Below are 15,364 nucleotides of genomic sequence, written 5' to 3'. Positions count from 1 at the left end.
TGTCATTAACTATGCTTTGGGATGGAGCGCGCCCCCGCGCTGGCATCCCGGCGAACCCATTCGCGCATCCATATGCCTGAAAAACCTTATGGGTTTTCAGGCATATGCTGTAGCGATTGAGCATATCTGAATACAGGTGGTAATCCCCCATGGCGTCCTCCCTTGATGAACTTTTTGGCGCACAGGCGCCGAAGCCCGACGGTTCCGAAGTGCTTGCGGCTCTGACCAAGGCTGCCCGCGAGCGTATCCTGATCCTCGACGGCGCCATGGGAACGCAGATTCAGGGGCTGGGCTTTCATGAAGAGCATTTTCGCGGCGAGCGCTTCGCATCCTGCGATTGCCTGCTTCAAGGCAATAACGATCTTCTGACGCTGACGCAGCCCAAATCCATCGAGGAAATCCACTATGCCTATGCGATGGCCGGGGCGGATATTCTCGAAACCAACACCTTTTCTTCAACCTCCATAGCTCAGGCCGATTACGGCATGGAAGATGCGGTCTATGATCTCAACCGCGATGGCGCCCGCCTTGCGCGCCGCGCGGCGCTACGTGCGCAGCAAAAGGATGGTCGCCGCCGCTTTGTGGCCGGGGCGCTTGGGCCGACCAACCGCACGGCGTCGCTCTCGCCCGATGTCAACAATCCCGGATTTCGCGCCGTAACCTTCGATGATCTGCGCATTGCCTATGCCGAGCAGATCCGGGGGCTGATCGATGGCGGCTCCGACATTATTCTCATCGAGACGATTTTCGATACATTGAATGCGAAAGCAGCAATCTTCGCTGCCGAGGAAGTGTTCATCGAAAAAGGCGTGCGCCTGCCGGTGATGATTTCGGGCACCATCACCGATCTGTCGGGGCGTACGCTTTCCGGCCAGACGCCGACGGCCTTCTGGAATTCGCTGCGTCACGCCAGGCCTTTCACCATCGGCCTTAACTGCGCGCTCGGCGCAAATGCCATGCGCGCCCATCTGGCGGAGATAGCAAGTGTTGCCGACACATTCGTCTGCGCCTATCCCAATGCGGGCCTGCCCAATGAATTCGGCCTCTATGACGAGAGCCCCGAGGCCATGGCGGCGCAGATGGAGGATTTCGCACGCGAGGGCCTTGTCAATGTGGTGGGTGGCTGCTGCGGCTCGACGCCGGAGCATATCAGCGCCATCCGCGATGCTGTGGCGAAATATCCCCCGCGCAAGCCCGTCAAGCTGCCGCCGATGATGCGCCTTTCGGGCCTTGAGCCATTCACGCTGACCAAGGATATTCCCTTCGTCAATGTCGGCGAGCGCACCAATGTCACAGGCTCGGCGCGTTTTCGCAAGCTGATCAAGGCGGGCGATTATTCGACGGCGCTGGAAGTCGCGCGCGATCAGGTGGAAAACGGCGCGCAGATCATCGATATCAACATGGATGAGGGCCTGATCGACAGCCAGAAGATCATGGTCGAATATCTCAACCTGATCGCTGCCGAACCCGATATTGCGCGCGTTCCCGTCATGATCGACAGTTCCAAATGGGAAGTGATCGAAGCGGGCTTGAAATGCGTTCAGGGCAAGGCGGTGGTCAATTCCATTTCGCTAAAAGAGGGCGAGGAAGCCTTTTTGCATCACGCGCGGCTGGTGCGCGCCTATGGCGCGGCAGTCGTCGTCATGGCCTTCGACGAAGTCGGTCAGGCCGACACGGAAGAGCGCAAGGTGGAAATCTGCACCCGCGCCTATAAGATATTGACCGAGAAGGTCGGCTTCCTGCCGGAAGACATCATTTTCGATCCGAATATTTTTGCGATTGCGACCGGCATCGAGGAACACAATAATTACGGCGTCGATTTCATCAATGCGACGCGCAGGATCACGCAGACCCTGCCGCATGTCCATGTGTCCGGCGGTGTCTCGAACCTCTCTTTTTCGTTTCGCGGCAATGAGCCGGTGCGCGAGGCGATGCATGCGGTCTTCCTCTACCATGCCATTCAGGCGGGCATGGATATGGGCATCGTCAATGCGGGCCAGCTCGCCGTCTATGACACCATCGATCCCGAACTGCGCGAGGCATGCGAGGATGTCATTCTCAACCGCCGCCCGGAGGCAACCGAAATCTTGCTTGAACTTGCCGAGCGCTACCGCGATGCAGGCGCGAAGGAAGGCCGCAAGCAGGATCTGAGCTGGCGCGAATGGCCGGTCGAAAAGCGGCTTGAACATGCGCTGGTCAACGGCATCACCGATTATATCGAGGCGGACACCGAAGAAGCGCGCCTTGCCGCCGAGCGCCCGCTGCATGTCATCGAAGGCCCGTTGATGGCGGGCATGAATGTGGTTGGCGATCTGTTCGGTTCGGGCAAGATGTTCCTGCCGCAAGTGGTCAAATCGGCCCGCGTGATGAAACAGGCCGTAGCGGTTCTCCTGCCCTACATGGAGGAAGAAAAACGCCAGAATGGCGGCGAGGGTCGCCAGAGTGCGGGCAAGGTGCTGATGGCGACCGTCAAGGGCGATGTGCACGACATCGGCAAGAATATCGTCGGCGTCGTGCTCGCCTGCAACAATTACGAGATCATCGATCTGGGCGTCATGGTGCCTGCGCAGAAGATTCTCGAAACGGCGCGTGCGGAAAATGTCGATATTATCGGCTTGTCCGGCCTCATCACGCCATCGCTCGACGAGATGGTGCATGTGGCCGCTGAAATGGAACGCGAAGGCTTTAACCTGCCATTGCTGATCGGCGGCGCGACCACCAGCCGCGTGCATACGGCGGTTAAGATTCACCCGCGCTATGAGCAGGGGCAGGCGGTCTATGTGATCGATGCCAGCCGCGCGGTGGGCGTGGTTTCCAGCCTTTTGTCGCCTGAAAACAAGGCCGGATATATTGACGGCATTCGCGCCGAATATGCAAAAGTAGCAGCAGCCCATGCACGCAATGAAGCGGAAAAAAAGCGTCTGCCGCTCGAACGCGCGCGCGCCAATGCGCACAAGCTCGACTGGGATGCCTATGATCCGCCCAAGCCGAGTTTTCTGGGCACGAAAGTGTTCGACAGTTACGATCTGAGCGAAATCGCGAGCTATATCGACTGGACGCCTTTCTTCCAGACCTGGGAATTGAAGGGGCGTTATCCGGCCATTCTCGAAGATGAAAAACAGGGCGAGGCGGCGCGTGCGCTGTGGGAAGACGCGCAGGCCATGCTCAAGAAGGTCATCGACGAAAAATGGTTCGCGCCCCGCGCAGTCATCGGCTTCTGGCCGGCCAATACGGTGGGCGACGATATTCGCCTTTTCACCGATGAAAGCCGCAATGAGGAGCTTGCAACCTTCTTCACGCTGCGTCAGCAATTGTCCAAGCGTGACGGACGCCCCAATGTCGCCATGTCCGATTTCGTCGCGCCCTTCGACAGCGGCAAGCAGGATTATATCGGTGGCTTTGTCGTGACCGCGGGCATCGAGGAAGTGGCGATTGCCGAGCGTTTTGAGCGCGCGAATGACGATTATTCATCCATTCTCGTCAAGGCGCTGGCCGACCGCTTCGCCGAAGCTTTTGCGGAATTGATGCATAAGCGGGTGCGCCGCGAATTCTGGGGCTATTCGCCCGATGAAGAAACGAGCAATGACGATCTGATTCATGAAAGATATGCCGGTATCCGTCCTGCCCCCGGCTATCCGGCCCAGCCCGATCACACCGAGAAGAAGACCCTGTTCCGGCTGCTCGATGCAACGGCCAATGCCGGTGTCGAACTGACGGAAGGCTATTCGATGTGGCCGGGCTCGTCGGTTTCGGGCCTTTATATCGGCCATCCCGAAAGTTATTATTTCGGCGTTGCCAAGGTCGAGCGCGATCAGGTCGAGGACTATGCAAGCCGCAAGGGCATGAGCGTCGAGGAGGTCGAGCGCTGGCTGGGCCCGATCCTCAATTATATGCCGGGCGGCACATCGGAATCGCTCGATCCCGCAGCCTGATATGTAAACAGGAGCCGCTCTGAACAGACCTTATGAGCACCGAATATTCTGCGGCCCGAAATCAGCCCTGATTTCGGGCCATTTTTATATTATAATTTTCAAATATAAATAATATGATATTTGAATTATGAAATACCATTGAATTATTGCAAGAATTGCGCATGGATATATTATAAAATTCATGTTAGTAATTATTTGTCCCTACGGTTTGTGAGGAACTATGCTGTAATCATTGTTTATTTTGATAGAAGCAATATTGGGATGTCGGTTATGAAATGGGACGATTTTTACGATAATATACAATCCTCAGACAATGCGGAAAACCTGTTCGGACAGATCAAGCTCTATGCTGAAAAACTTGGCTTTCCCTTTGTCTCTTATGTCATGTGTGTACCCTCACTCACCAGTGTCGCGCACTGGATACGTTTTGAAAAACTGCCCGAGGGATGGCAGAAACACTACGCTGCCAGAAAATACGCCGAAATCGATCCGGTCATCAGGCACGGGGTCAACAGCATCGAGCCGCTGGTCTGGTCGTCTCACCTGTTTGCCGAAACGCCGCAATTATGGTCCGATGCGCAGGAGCACGGCCTCAAGGCCGGTATTTCGCAGCCTTGCTGGGCGGCGAGGGGCGTCTTCGGCATCCTTTCCTTCATGCGCGACAAGCCTGTCCTGTCCGCCGGTGAAATGTCGATGTTGCGTCGCCAGATGCAGATCGTGACCAATCTTCTGCATCTTTCCATGTATGAACATCTCGATGTGCCGGGTATCAGTTGCGTATCGGAAGTCAACCTGACGGCGCGCGAACGCGAAATCCTGCGCTGGACCAGCGAGGGCAAGACCGCTGAAATCATCGGGACGATCCTCAATATTTCCACCCGCACCGTCAATTTCCATATCAGTAATGTTCTCACCAAGCTTGTTGCCGTCAACAAGGTTCAGGCCGTCGCCAAGGCGCGCACATTCGGCCTGCTTTGATTTCCGGTCCCGCGGCGGTCTGGTCCGACGGGCATCTACTCTTTTCCCACAAATTTAGTAGGATTTTTCGTAACTTGCCGCGACGGGCGCTTTTCCCGGATGGCGCAAGTTTGTTCCCGTGGACAGACAAAAGCGGGCAAGTTTTAACGCAGGCTTTTCATAATAAGCGATAGCGTTCTTTTCCTTTTGGTCCGGCTTTCGCGACAATGCGGGCACTAAAGCATGTCGCCCGAAAGTGGGAACCGGTTTCGGGATAACGACATGCGTAAAAAACAAAAACTGAAAGCGTAAGGAGCGAATCTGAAAGATCGCGACACGCTTTATCACGCCTGCGCCGGATGAGGCATTCGCCGTCTTTCCCGCAAATTTCAGCCTGTCCGGTTTCCGGGAGAGAATGTCGTGCATCATGCGCCCTTGACCAAGAATTTAACCCACCTCCAGCGGCTCGAAGCCGAGGCTATCCATATTTTCCGCGAGGTGGCTGCGACTTTTTCCAATCCGGTCATGCTCTATTCGGTGGGCAAGGATTCCTCGGTCATGCTGCATCTGGCGATGAAGGCGTTTTATCCGGCTCCGCCGCCTTTTCCCTTTCTGCATGTAGATACGACATGGAAATTTCGCGAAATGATCGAATTTCGCGATGCCCAGGCGCGCGAAAAAGGCTTCGAGCTGCTGGTCCATATCAATGAAGATGGGGTGCGCGATGGCGTCGGCCCCTTCAGCCATGGCTCGAATGTGCACACCCACGTCATGAAGACCGTCGCGCTGCGGCAGGCACTCGACAAATATGGGTTTGATGCAGCCTTTGGCGGCGCGCGGCGCGACGAGGAAAAATCCCGCGCCAAGGAGCGTATTTTCTCCTTCCGCAACAGCCAGCACGGCTGGGACCCCAAGAACCAGCGTCCCGAAATGTGGAAGATCTACAATACCCGCATTGCCAAAGGCGAATCGATCCGTGTGTTTCCGCTCTCCAACTGGACGGAACTCGACATCTGGCAATATATCTTGCAGGAAAACATCCCCATCGTGCCGCTTTACTTTGCCGCTCGCCGTTTTGTAGTCGAACGCGACGGGATGCTCATCAAGCTCGATGATGACCGCATGAAGCTTGCACCGCATGAAAAGGCCGAAGAGCGGCTGGTGCGCTTTCGCACGCTCGGCTGCTATCCGCTGACCGGGGCGATTGAATCGAGCGCCTCAAGCCTGCCGGAAATTGTCGAGGAAATGCTGATCGCGCGCACGTCGGAGCGTCAGGGTCGCGCCATCGATCGCGATGAAGCCGGTTCGATGGAAAAGAAAAAGCGTGAGGGCTATTTCTGATGAACACCGTGGTCAAGCTCCCCGCTGGCGATGATGCCGTCAGCAATTTTCTGGCGGATCAGGAACGCAAGACATTGCTGCGCTTTCTGACTTGCGGTTCGGTCGATGACGGCAAGTCCACGCTTATCGGTCGCCTTCTCTATGATACGCGGCTGATTTTTGAAGACCAGCTGGCGACGCTGAAGAATGACAGCCGCAAATTTGGCACCACCGATGACGATTTCGATTTCGCACTGCTGGTGGACGGTCTGGAAGCAGAGCGCGAGCAGGGCATCACCATCGATGTCGCCTATCGCTTCTTTTCCACCCCGCGCCGCAAATTCATCGTCGCCGACACGCCGGGCCATGCCCAATATACCCGCAATATGGCGACCGGCGCATCCACGGCCGATCTGGCGATTGTGCTCATCGATGCGCGGCAGGGCGTGCTGACACAGACGCGCCGTCATTCCTTTATCGCTTCCCTGCTTGGCATCCGCCATATCGTGCTTGCGGTGAACAAGATTGATCTGGTCGATTTTTCGCAAGATGTTTTCGACGCGATTGCCGCGGATTACAGAAGTTTTGCGGGTGAACTGAATTTCGCCAGCATTCAGGCCATCCCGCTTTCGGCCCGCTTTGGCGATAATGTCAGCAGTCTTTCACCGCGAACCGGCTGGTATGAAGGACCTTATCTGCTCGAACATCTGGAAACCTTGCGCATCGATACCGAAGCCGCCGCAAGGCCGTTTCGCTTTCCTGTGCAATATGTCAACCGGCCCGATGCCGGTTTTCGCGGCTTTTCCGGCACGGTTTCCGCAGGGTCGATTGCAACCGGCGATGCGGTGGTGGTCGCCAAATCCGGCAAGCAATCGCGGGTCAAACGCATCGTCACTTACGATGGCGATCTGCAAAGCGCTGCCGAAGGGCAGGCGGTGACGCTTGTGCTGGAGGACGAGATCGAAGTCTCGCGCGGCAATATGCTGGTCGGCACGGAAGAACGCCCCGAAGTGGCGGATCGCTTTACGGCAAACATCGTCTGGTTTGGTGAAGAGCCGTTGCAGCCGGGCCGCTCCTATCTGCTGCGCACCGAAACCGATCAGACGCCGGTTGTGGTGAGCGAAATAGCTCATCGGACCGATGTGAACACATTTGCCCGCGAGAAAACCGCACAACTCGACCTCAACGAAGTCGGCTTCTGCCATCTTCAGGCAGTGGAACAGATCGCCTTCGATCCCTATGGGGTCAATCGCGGCACCGGCGCCTTTGTCCTCATCGACCGGCTCACCAACGCAACCGTTGGCGCGGGCATGATTGAAGCTGCATTGCGTCAGGCGACCAATATTCACTTGCAGGCTTTCGATCTCGACAGGCAGGCGCGCGCTGCGCAGAAATTCCAGAAGCCGGCAGTGCTCTGGTTCACCGGGCTTTCGGCATCGGGAAAATCCAGCATCGCCGACCGGCTCGAACAGCGCCTGCATGCCTTGGGCAAGCATACTTATCTGCTTGATGGCGACAATATCCGCCATGGCCTCAACAGCGATCTGGGCTTCTCCGATGAAGATCGCGCGGAAAATATCCGCCGTATCGGTGAAGTGGCCCGGCTGATGGCCGATGCGGGCCTTATCGCCCTTGTTTCCTTCATTTCGCCGTTCCGTGCCGAGCGCGATCGCGTGCGCGCGCGGCTGCCGGAAGGCGAATTCATCGAAATCTTCGTCGATACCCCCATCGAGGAATGCATGGCGCGCGACCCGAAAGGGCTTTATGCGCAGGCGCTGCGCGGCGAAATCAAGGCTTTTACCGGGATCGACTCGCCTTATGAAGCGCCGACCGCGCCCGAATTGCATCTGCAAACGACCGGCCGCACCATTGACGAACTCGTCGCGGAAGTGGAGAAATATCTTGCCGGTCGCGGTATCATCGGCAGTTATGGCAGTGATTCCTGGTCGATCTGAAAAATGACAGCATTCCATTCTCAAAAGGCCGAACCGAACGGCAGCGCCATGCTTGCCGCCTTGCAGGAGGCAGCACTTGAGGCCGGTCGCGTCATCATGCGCCATTATGAGGATGGCTGCGCGGTTTACAGCAAGGAAGACCTCTCGCCCGTCACCGAGGCCGACCGCGCCGCCGAAGCGGTCATTCTTGCAGCCCTTGCTGCCATCGCGCCGCAAATTTCGGTGGTCGCGGAAGAAGAGGCCGCAGCCGGTCGCCTGCCTGCCGATCTGGGGCAAAAATTCTTCCTGATCGATCCACTGGACGGAACGCGCGAATTTCTCAAGCGCAATGGCGATTTCACCGTCAATATCGCGCTGATCGAAGATGGAGTTCCTGTTTTGGGGCTGGTCTATGCGCCCACGCGAAACCTGCTCTATATGGGCGGACCTGACGGGGCGGTCGAAATGCGCACGAGTGCGGCGCATGAAATAGGGCAAACCCGCGCCATTAATGCGCGCATCGCGCCGCCCGATCCGGTGGTCGTATGCAGTCGCTCGCATCGGACACAGCAGACCGAGCGTTTCTTGCACGACAACCGGCTGGATCAGTTCATTTCGGTGGGTTCCTCGCTCAAATTCTGCATGATTGCGTGCGGCGAGGCGGATATTTACCCGCGCTTTGGTCCGACGATGGAATGGGATACGGCAGCGGGTGACGCGGTGCTGCGTGCGGCAGGCGGAATGACCGCCACATTCGACGGCGCACCGCTTGCCTATGGGCGGCGTGCGGACGGTACGCTGACGGGCTTTGCCAACCCGGATTTCATCGCCTATGGGGCAGGTGCAATGCCGGTTTTCGCTTCCAGTTGAAAATCCCGTCGAAAATGCGGGCAATGCTCTTGCGGCCTGAATGATGCGGCGCTATAAGCCGCCTCGATGGTCACGGCCACATGGTCACGGAGTGTAGCGCAGCCTGGTAGCGCACCTCGTTCGGGACGAGGGGGGCGGAGGTTCGAATCCTCTCACTCCGACCATTGTTAAGCATCAAGCTTTCCAGAAAACCGCCCCACAGATTTCCCCACGCCTATTCATCCTTGCCGAAGACGGACATCCGCATGAACTCGCCGTCATATTCGGCAATGCTAATCAGGCGGTCCCGGTCAAGAATTTCCACCTTGTAGGACTTGAACATAACCAGCCCTTCCTCGCGCAATTCCCGCAGCATGCGGTTGAGATGAATGGGCGTGAGCCCCAGCGCATCGGCAAGCTGATATTGGGTGAGAGGGCAATAAAACGAATCCGGATCGCCGCTGCCGCAGGCGCGCACACGGTCCGAAAGTTCCAGCAAGAGATGGGCGGTGCGCACGAAGGCGCTTCGACAGCCGACATTGGTGAGATGCTCGATCAGCATCGAGCGCTGCCTCGAAAGCATTTCGATGAGCATGAAACTGAGTTTGGGCGCCTGCCTTATGGCCCGTTCCAGCGAGGGAAGCGGAATTTCAAACAGCGACATCGGTGTAATCGAGGCGATCGTGTTATAGCTGTAGCCATCGGCGGTTCTCAGGCCCACGAAATCGCACCGCATGGGAAAATCAATGATCTGTCGCTTGCCATTGGCAAGATCGCGATACACGCAGCCCCAGCCCGACAAAACCAGATGGACGCTGCGGATGCGCTCGCCCTGATCGATAATAATGACATCTGCGGGATATTGGTTTTCAGTAACAGCGAGGGAAGCAAGCGCGCTTAGCTCAGCGGTTCCCAACTCGGCCAGAATTGGAGAGGACTCCAATAAACCAACCAGAGCTTCGGTAGGCGGGGCTACGTTATGCCTGTTACCGCGCTGCATCTTTACTGCCTATGCCCAACGAAAGTTATAGAAACTATATCTTTCGTTCCCCAAGGTCATTCTTATAGCCAGTGCGATTTTCGGAAAACCGCTAACCTAAGTTAATGACACGATTATTTAGCAATAGCAATAATAGGCCCGTCTATATCGGGGTTAGCAATAAAAAATCGACTGAAATGCTGCTTTTTTCGGCAGTTATCAGTCTGTGCTTAAAAAAAGCCTGAATAAACAGGGGGACCGAATAATGCTTGAAATGAGGGAGCAATATCTATGGGCTGCACCTGACGGGACCAATAATGGAGCATTGATTGGAATAGGTGCAGGCCCGGAAAATGAAGAACGAAAACAGGAACTGTCTTCGCATGGCGGGCGTCATCTCCTGCTCGTTTGCAAAAGCAATCTGGAGCGTGAATGCCTTTATAATGGCCTGGCGATGAATGGGCTGAAACTGCCCGTCATCTCCCATGCCACGATCACCAGGGATATGCCGCTTGATGGCGCGGCCGTCATTCTGATGCATATCGGTTCGCGGCGTCTTGCCGATCCATTTTTCTCTGAGGAAGTCGAAACGGTGATCCAGGCATGGCAGCCGGTTCCGGTGGTACTGCTCGCCGAGCGCGAGGACTGGCCGCAGGTGGTTCGCGCCATGGAGATTGGAGCACGCGGATATATTCCAACTTCAGTCGACATCAAGATATGCGTCGAGGCCATTCATCTGGCTATGGCGGGGGGCATGTATGTGCCTGCATCCATGCTCAAGAAGCCTGCGGCGCGGGATATTGACGACGATGTGCTGGGCGAACTGCTGACGGCGCGCGAGATCGAGGTCGTGCATGCCATAAGGGTCGGCAAATCGAACAAGGTCATCGCCTTTGAACTGGGCATGAGCGAGGGGACCGTCAAGGCCCATGTCCATAACATCATGAAGAAGATCGGCGCTGCCAACCGGACGGAAGTTGCCTGCAAACTGCATAAAATGTACGGAAATAAATTCAACGGCGATTAAATCGTCACCACGACCCAAATCGTTCAGGCCCCATATTTGGTGGCCGATCCGTCTCTGATCCTGTCGCATTCCCATTCAGATCGCTAAACAAGAGTGTAGGGGCAGATTTTCATCTGCCCCTACAGAATGAGAGTGGGTATCCTTGAGGGGGGTGTGGACTCTCATTCTTTCGTTAGCGGGAGGAATCCAAGAAGCCTCCTGCGTGTTTCCTCGGACAAGGCCGAAAACTCCATTGATTTTTTTGAACGGTGTTGTTCTTCCAATAGGGACACGGCCCATAAAAACTTAGGGTCGGAGCTGGATGCTGCCGGAAGAACCGCCGGAGGCGCTGCCATAAGCCTCGCCTGACGTTGTTCCGAGAAAGCCGGCGCCTGACTGTGACATAGCTTGCGACTGGCCGTTTGCGCCTGCGCTGAATGTGCCAGAACCGATACCAGCGCTAACACCAAATGGCGGGACGACGATAGCGCCGCCTACAACACTGCCGCTGCCATTGGCCCAGCCATTGGTCTGCGCGCCGCCTGCGGCTGTCGATCCGGCAAAACCAAAACCGGTGGTGGTTGAACCGGCCTGACTGTTACCGCCATACTGACCGCCCCAGTTGATGGTTTGTGATGCTGCTGGCAGAGCACTTGCGGCGATCAGCGCCACCGCTGCAAAAAGAACTTTTTTCATGATTTTGACTCCTCCGATTGTTGGCAATTCGTTGCTTGCCAGGCATATCCCGACGATACACCCCGCTATCCATGGCCGAATGCCCGCCAGCCATGGATAGAAGGCTACATCAACGGTGAGACGCATATGTGCGGTTGATGCGCAGTCACTGTGGTCGTCCGTCAGTCACATGACCGGCTGCGGGCAATGCCAGGCGCGGCCATTCTGACTGGTGGTCCGCAAGACGCAGCCCTTGGACCGCAGGTCACTGGACGAAAGGCCGAGTGCTCTTGCGGAATAAGTGCGGTTGCGCCCTGCCGGTGCTGCTGCGGCTGTTCGCCGGGCTGGCGCAGGTGCTGCCGCAACGGGTGCCGGTTCCGCAGGAGCGGATGCGAGCACCGCCCTTCTTGCCGGTGCCGGAGCTGCGGTGCGGGTGGCCAGCGCCTGTGACGGGCAGGCAACGCCGGTTGCGTTCAGGGACGATCTGACTTCCTTGTTGAGACAGATCAGGTCGAGTGCCGCTCCCCTGTGCCCCATGCCCAGAAGGGCTGCGGCATAGGCGCGGCGGTTACATTCACGCATTTCATAGGTGCTGCCGAAGCCGAAGCCCCATCCGGTCGCTCCCACGCCGACGCTCGTTGAGCCGGCGCAGGAATGAACCCCCGCAGCGACCAGCCCCGGCGCAAACGCCGGAACCGTCGTTCTGATCTTGTTTGGTGAGACATTGCCGCCGCTGATCGCAATGGATGATGAACCCGCTTGCGCTGCGGAATTGGTGCCGTTGTCGACATTGACAGTCTGTGCAAACGCCATCCCTCCATAAAGAAGAAATGCGCCAGACAAGCAAAGGATACCCAGTTTAGACATAGCTAACCCCTTAAAAGTTAAGTTTATTTTTCCTATGTTATTGTGATATTGGCGCCATTATCATTTTTTGTTATGCCCTTACGCTTGCAATAAGGATTACCGAAATCATATGAAAAATAACCAAAGAGAAAACATGTTTATTGGATTAATATCTATTCCCAAGGTTTATGGGGGTTTCTTAAATTAATCTTGTTATATATCTTTTGATTGAGGCAGGTTCAGTATTGATACTTAAGTTATGCGTATAAACGAAAGTTGATGGCGCGGGCTGCCCGATCGAAAGCAAACGAAAGAGGCACGGAAGATTGGGGAAACCGCGTGCTGAAAGACCGCTCCGGCCCCAAATCGTCATCAAGCGGTTGCTTTCTTATTCAAAAAGAAGAAATTACCAGCTTGCGATCCGAAAAAACCTGTTGCCGGAAACAATATGCAGCTTACGCCTCGCCACAACGCCATTCTGGACATTGCCCGCCGTCAGGGACAGGTTCTGGTCGATGACCTTGCCGGAACTTTCGATGTGACGCCGCAGACCGTGCGCAAGGATCTCAACGATCTTTGCAAGGCGCGCCTGTTGCGCCGCATTCATGGCGGGGCGCTCTATCCGTCCGGTGTGGAGAATATGGAATATGAGGCGCGCCGCCGAATCGCCGCACACCAGAAAGAGCAGATCGGCCACGCCGCCGCCGCGATGATCCCGGAAGGCGCTTCGCTCTTCATCAATATCGGCACGACGACCGAGGCCGTCAGCCACGCGCTGATCGATCACGATCACCTGATGGTCATCACCAATAATATCAATGTCGCCAATACGCTGCGCGTCTATCCCCAGATTGAAGTGGTCATCGCGGGCGGGGTGGTGCGCGCCTCCGATGGCGGTATCGTCGGCGAAGCGGCAGTGGACTTCATCCGCCAGTTCAAGGTCGATTACGCAATTGTCGGCGTCTCCGCCATGGATGAAGATGGCGCGCTGCTCGATTTCGATTTCCGGGAAGTGAAAGTGGCGCAGGCGATCATCGCCAATGCCCGCCATGTCATTCTCGTGACCGATTCCACCAAGCTGGAACGCACGGCGCCGGTGCGCCTTGGGCATATTTCGCAAATCGGCACCTTCATCACCGACCGCTGCCCTTCGCAGCAATTGCGCGACATTTGCCGCGAGCATAATGTCGAACTCATCGAAACGGCGGTGGAAGCGGAAAGCGAAAAGAAAGTTTGACGCTTTCGTTTCATTTTCATTTTGCTTTCATATAAGATGAATTATATTCGCTTTGGTGGACAGGAAGCCTTCAGGATTCGCCATGGCGCAGGAACAGATATTCGACATTTTCATTATCGGCGGCGGCATCAATGGCTGCAGCATCGCGCGCGATGCGGCGGGACGCGGCTTTTCCGTGAGACTTGCGGAAATGAACGATCTGGCGAGCGGCACTTCCTCGCGGGCGACAAAGCTCATTCATGGCGGCTTGCGCTATCTGGAACATTACGAATTCCGGCTGGTGCGCGAGGCGCTGATGGAGCGCGAGGTGCTCTGGGCCAATGCGCCGCATATCATCCACCCGATGCGTTTCGTGCTGCCCTATCACAAGGGCGGCGTGCGTCCGGCATGGCTGCTGCGCCTTGGGCTGTTCTTCTATGATCATCTCGGCGGGCGCAAGGAACTGCCTGCCACGCGCACGCTCGACATGCACACCGATCCGGCAGCGGCTCCCCTCAAGCCGCTTTTCACCAGGGCGTTTGAATATTCCGACTGCTGGGTTGATGACGCGCGTTTTGTGGCGCTGAGCGCGCGTGATGCAGCTGATCGCGGTGCCGCGATCCAGACCCGGACAAAGGTGGTTTCTGCGCACCGCGATGCGCGCGCCTGGACGCTGACGCTTGAACATGCCGATACGGGTATGCAGGAAGAGGTTCGTGCGCGCCTTCTCGTCAATGCCGCCGGTCCATGGGTGGATCAGGCGTTGCAAAAGATCGAAGGCGAACGCCAGTTGCACAATGTCCGTCTCGTGCAGGGCAGCCATATTGTGGTGCGTCGGAAATTTTCCGATCCACGCTCCTATTTCTTCCAGAACAATGACGGGCGGATTATTTTCGCAATCCCCTATGAGGACGATTTTACGCTGATCGGCACGACCGATCAGGATTATCACGGTGATCCGGCAAAAGTAGCGATCACCCCGCAGGAAACCAGCTATCTCTGTGCCGCCGCCAGCGAATATTTCCGCGAGCCGGTGGAGCGCAAAGACATCGTCTGGACCTATTCCGGCGTGCGCCCGCTTTATGATGATGGTGCAAGCAAGGCGCAGGAAGCGACGCGCGATTATGTGCTCAAGGAAGATGCGCCACAGGGCGCGGCCCCGCTCATCAATGTCTTTGGCGGCAAGCTGACGACGGCGCGAAAGCTGGCGGAACATATGCTTGAAAAGATCGGGCAGCGGCTGGGCCGCAAAGCCGCACCATGGACCCATGCAGCGCCTTTGCCGGGCGGCGATTTCCCGCAAACAGCCTTCGAGCGCGAGTTGAAAAAGCTGCTTGCCGCTTATCCTTTCCTCTCGCCCGCCCATGCCCGCCGCCTGTTTCGCCTTTACGGCACGCGTGCCCGGATATTGCTTGGAAATGCCGCTTCGCTTGCCGATCTGGGGCAGCATTTCGGTGCTGATCTTTATGAGGCGGAAGTCCGCTATCTGATTGAAAACGAATGGGCCTGCACGGCGGAAGATATTTTGTGGCGCCGCACCAAGCTGGGACTGCGGCTTGCCAGCGCGCAAATCTCCATGCTGGAGACTTTCATGCTGCCCGAGACCGTTTCACATCGGTAACCCGCAACCTTAAAGAGCCGCCCGGCATA

12 protein-coding genes and 1 tRNA gene are annotated in these 15,364 nt (G+C 56.6%); 9 read left to right on the top strand and 4 right to left on the bottom strand.

The genetic code is table 11. From position 1 onward, the window contains the following. Positions 1 to 149: 149 nt before the first annotated feature. Together metH and DKP76_RS01725 are read left to right on the top strand one after the other, a co-directional pair. Positions 150 to 3,932, top strand: coding sequence for a methionine synthase (metH, locus tag DKP76_RS01730; protein WP_109704694.1), 3,783 nt, complete (start codon positions 150 to 152; stop codon positions 3,930 to 3,932). 270 nt (positions 3,933 to 4,202) lie between these two features. Further along, complete coding sequence (locus tag DKP76_RS01725; RefSeq protein WP_109705126.1) at positions 4,203 to 4,910, top strand: LuxR family transcriptional regulator; 708 nt, start codon at positions 4,203 to 4,205, stop codon at positions 4,908 to 4,910. Positions 4,911 to 4,964: 54 nt separating this feature from the next. Here the strand turns inward: DKP76_RS01725 and DKP76_RS19310 are convergent, their stop codons facing one another. Continuing rightward, on the bottom strand, positions 4,965 to 5,318 hold the full coding sequence (locus DKP76_RS19310; RefSeq protein WP_199224726.1) for a hypothetical protein: 354 nt from the start codon (positions 5,316 to 5,318) through the stop codon (positions 4,965 to 4,967). On the opposite strand from DKP76_RS19310, the gene cysD reads away from it, so the two are divergent. From cysD to DKP76_RS01700, 4 genes are all read left to right on the top strand, one after another. Further along, on the top strand, positions 5,310 to 6,230 hold the full coding sequence (cysD, locus tag DKP76_RS01715; protein WP_109704693.1) for a sulfate adenylyltransferase subunit CysD: 921 nt from the start codon (positions 5,310 to 5,312) through the stop codon (positions 6,228 to 6,230). The two genes, DKP76_RS19310 and cysD, sit on opposite strands and share 9 nt — an antisense overlap. Continuing rightward, on the top strand, positions 6,230 to 8,164 hold the full coding sequence (gene cysN, locus DKP76_RS01710; RefSeq protein WP_109704692.1) for a sulfate adenylyltransferase subunit CysN: 1,935 nt from the start codon (positions 6,230 to 6,232) through the stop codon (positions 8,162 to 8,164). The genes cysD and cysN overlap by 1 nt, the downstream gene beginning before the upstream one ends. 3 nt (positions 8,165 to 8,167) lie before the next feature. Further along, complete coding sequence (gene cysQ, locus DKP76_RS01705) at positions 8,168 to 9,013, top strand: 3'(2'),5'-bisphosphate nucleotidase CysQ (RefSeq protein WP_245410113.1); 846 nt, start codon at positions 8,168 to 8,170, stop codon at positions 9,011 to 9,013. An 87-nt stretch (positions 9,014 to 9,100) separates the two neighbouring features. After that, a tRNA-Pro gene (locus DKP76_RS01700) sits at positions 9,101 to 9,177 on the top strand. Between the two features lie 50 nt (positions 9,178 to 9,227). Here DKP76_RS01700 and DKP76_RS01695 read toward each other — a convergent pair. Then, positions 9,228 to 9,992, bottom strand: a complete 765-nt coding sequence (locus tag DKP76_RS01695; protein WP_109704691.1) for a Crp/Fnr family transcriptional regulator — start codon at positions 9,990 to 9,992, stop codon at positions 9,228 to 9,230. A 244-nt stretch (positions 9,993 to 10,236) separates the two neighbouring features. Between DKP76_RS01695 and DKP76_RS01690 the strand changes: the two genes are divergently transcribed. Further along, on the top strand, positions 10,237 to 10,998 hold the full coding sequence (locus tag DKP76_RS01690) for a response regulator transcription factor (RefSeq protein ID WP_109704690.1): 762 nt from the start codon (positions 10,237 to 10,239) through the stop codon (positions 10,996 to 10,998). Between the two features lie 285 nt (positions 10,999 to 11,283). Here DKP76_RS01690 and DKP76_RS01685 read toward each other — a convergent pair whose 3' ends face one another. Then, on the bottom strand, positions 11,284 to 11,673 hold the full coding sequence (locus DKP76_RS01685) for a hypothetical protein (RefSeq protein ID WP_109704689.1): 390 nt from the start codon (positions 11,671 to 11,673) through the stop codon (positions 11,284 to 11,286). A 165-nt stretch (positions 11,674 to 11,838) separates the two neighbouring features. Then, positions 11,839 to 12,465 carry a hypothetical protein gene (locus DKP76_RS01680; RefSeq protein WP_109704688.1) on the bottom strand — a complete coding sequence of 209 codons (627 nt, stop codon included), beginning with the start codon at positions 12,463 to 12,465 and terminating at the stop codon, positions 11,839 to 11,841. 481 nt (positions 12,466 to 12,946) lie between these two features. Between DKP76_RS01680 and DKP76_RS01675 the strand changes: the two genes are divergently transcribed. Both DKP76_RS01675 and glpD read left to right on the top strand, forming a co-directional pair. Then, a complete protein-coding gene (locus DKP76_RS01675) occupies positions 12,947 to 13,735 on the top strand; it encodes a DeoR/GlpR family DNA-binding transcription regulator (protein ID WP_109704687.1) in 789 nt (262 codons plus the stop codon). Between the two features lie 82 nt (positions 13,736 to 13,817). Continuing rightward, complete coding sequence (gene glpD, locus DKP76_RS01670) at positions 13,818 to 15,335, top strand: glycerol-3-phosphate dehydrogenase (RefSeq protein WP_109704686.1); 1,518 nt, start codon at positions 13,818 to 13,820, stop codon at positions 15,333 to 15,335. Positions 15,336 to 15,364 lie beyond the last annotated feature (29 nt).

The sequence above is a fragment of the Falsochrobactrum shanghaiense genome (assembly GCF_003149535.1).
Classification (GTDB): Bacteria; Pseudomonadota; Alphaproteobacteria; order Rhizobiales; family Rhizobiaceae; genus Brucella; species Brucella shanghaiense.
The sequence above is the reverse complement of the archived record's forward strand: the minus strand, read 5'-3'. Positions and strand labels throughout refer to the sequence as shown.

What these genes read in the sequence shown, in the direction of transcription:
- metH (WP_109704694.1), top strand. Translation starts at nt 150, where the DNA reads ATGGCGTCCTCCCTTGATGAACTTTTTGGCGCACAGGCGCCGAAGCCC.
- DKP76_RS01725 (WP_109705126.1), top strand. Translation starts at nt 4,203, where the DNA reads ATGAAATGGGACGATTTTTACGATAATATACAATCCTCAGACAATGCG.
- DKP76_RS19310 (WP_199224726.1), bottom strand. Translation starts at nt 5,318, where the DNA reads ATGATGCACGACATTCTCTCCCGGAAACCGGACAGGCTGAAATTTGCG.
- cysN (WP_109704692.1), top strand. Translation starts at nt 6,230, where the DNA reads ATGAACACCGTGGTCAAGCTCCCCGCTGGCGATGATGCCGTCAGCAAT.
- cysQ (WP_245410113.1), top strand. Translation starts at nt 8,168, where the DNA reads ATGACAGCATTCCATTCTCAAAAGGCCGAACCGAACGGCAGCGCCATG.
- DKP76_RS01695 (WP_109704691.1), bottom strand. Translation starts at nt 9,992, where the DNA reads ATGCAGCGCGGTAACAGGCATAACGTAGCCCCGCCTACCGAAGCTCTG.
- DKP76_RS01690 (WP_109704690.1), top strand. Translation starts at nt 10,237, where the DNA reads ATGCTTGAAATGAGGGAGCAATATCTATGGGCTGCACCTGACGGGACC.
- DKP76_RS01685 (WP_109704689.1), bottom strand. Translation starts at nt 11,673, where the DNA reads ATGAAAAAAGTTCTTTTTGCAGCGGTGGCGCTGATCGCCGCAAGTGCT.
- DKP76_RS01680 (WP_109704688.1), bottom strand. Translation starts at nt 12,465, where the DNA reads ATGGCGTTTGCACAGACTGTCAATGTCGACAACGGCACCAATTCCGCA.
- DKP76_RS01675 (WP_109704687.1), top strand. Translation starts at nt 12,947, where the DNA reads ATGCAGCTTACGCCTCGCCACAACGCCATTCTGGACATTGCCCGCCGT.
- glpD (WP_109704686.1), top strand. Translation starts at nt 13,818, where the DNA reads ATGGCGCAGGAACAGATATTCGACATTTTCATTATCGGCGGCGGCATC.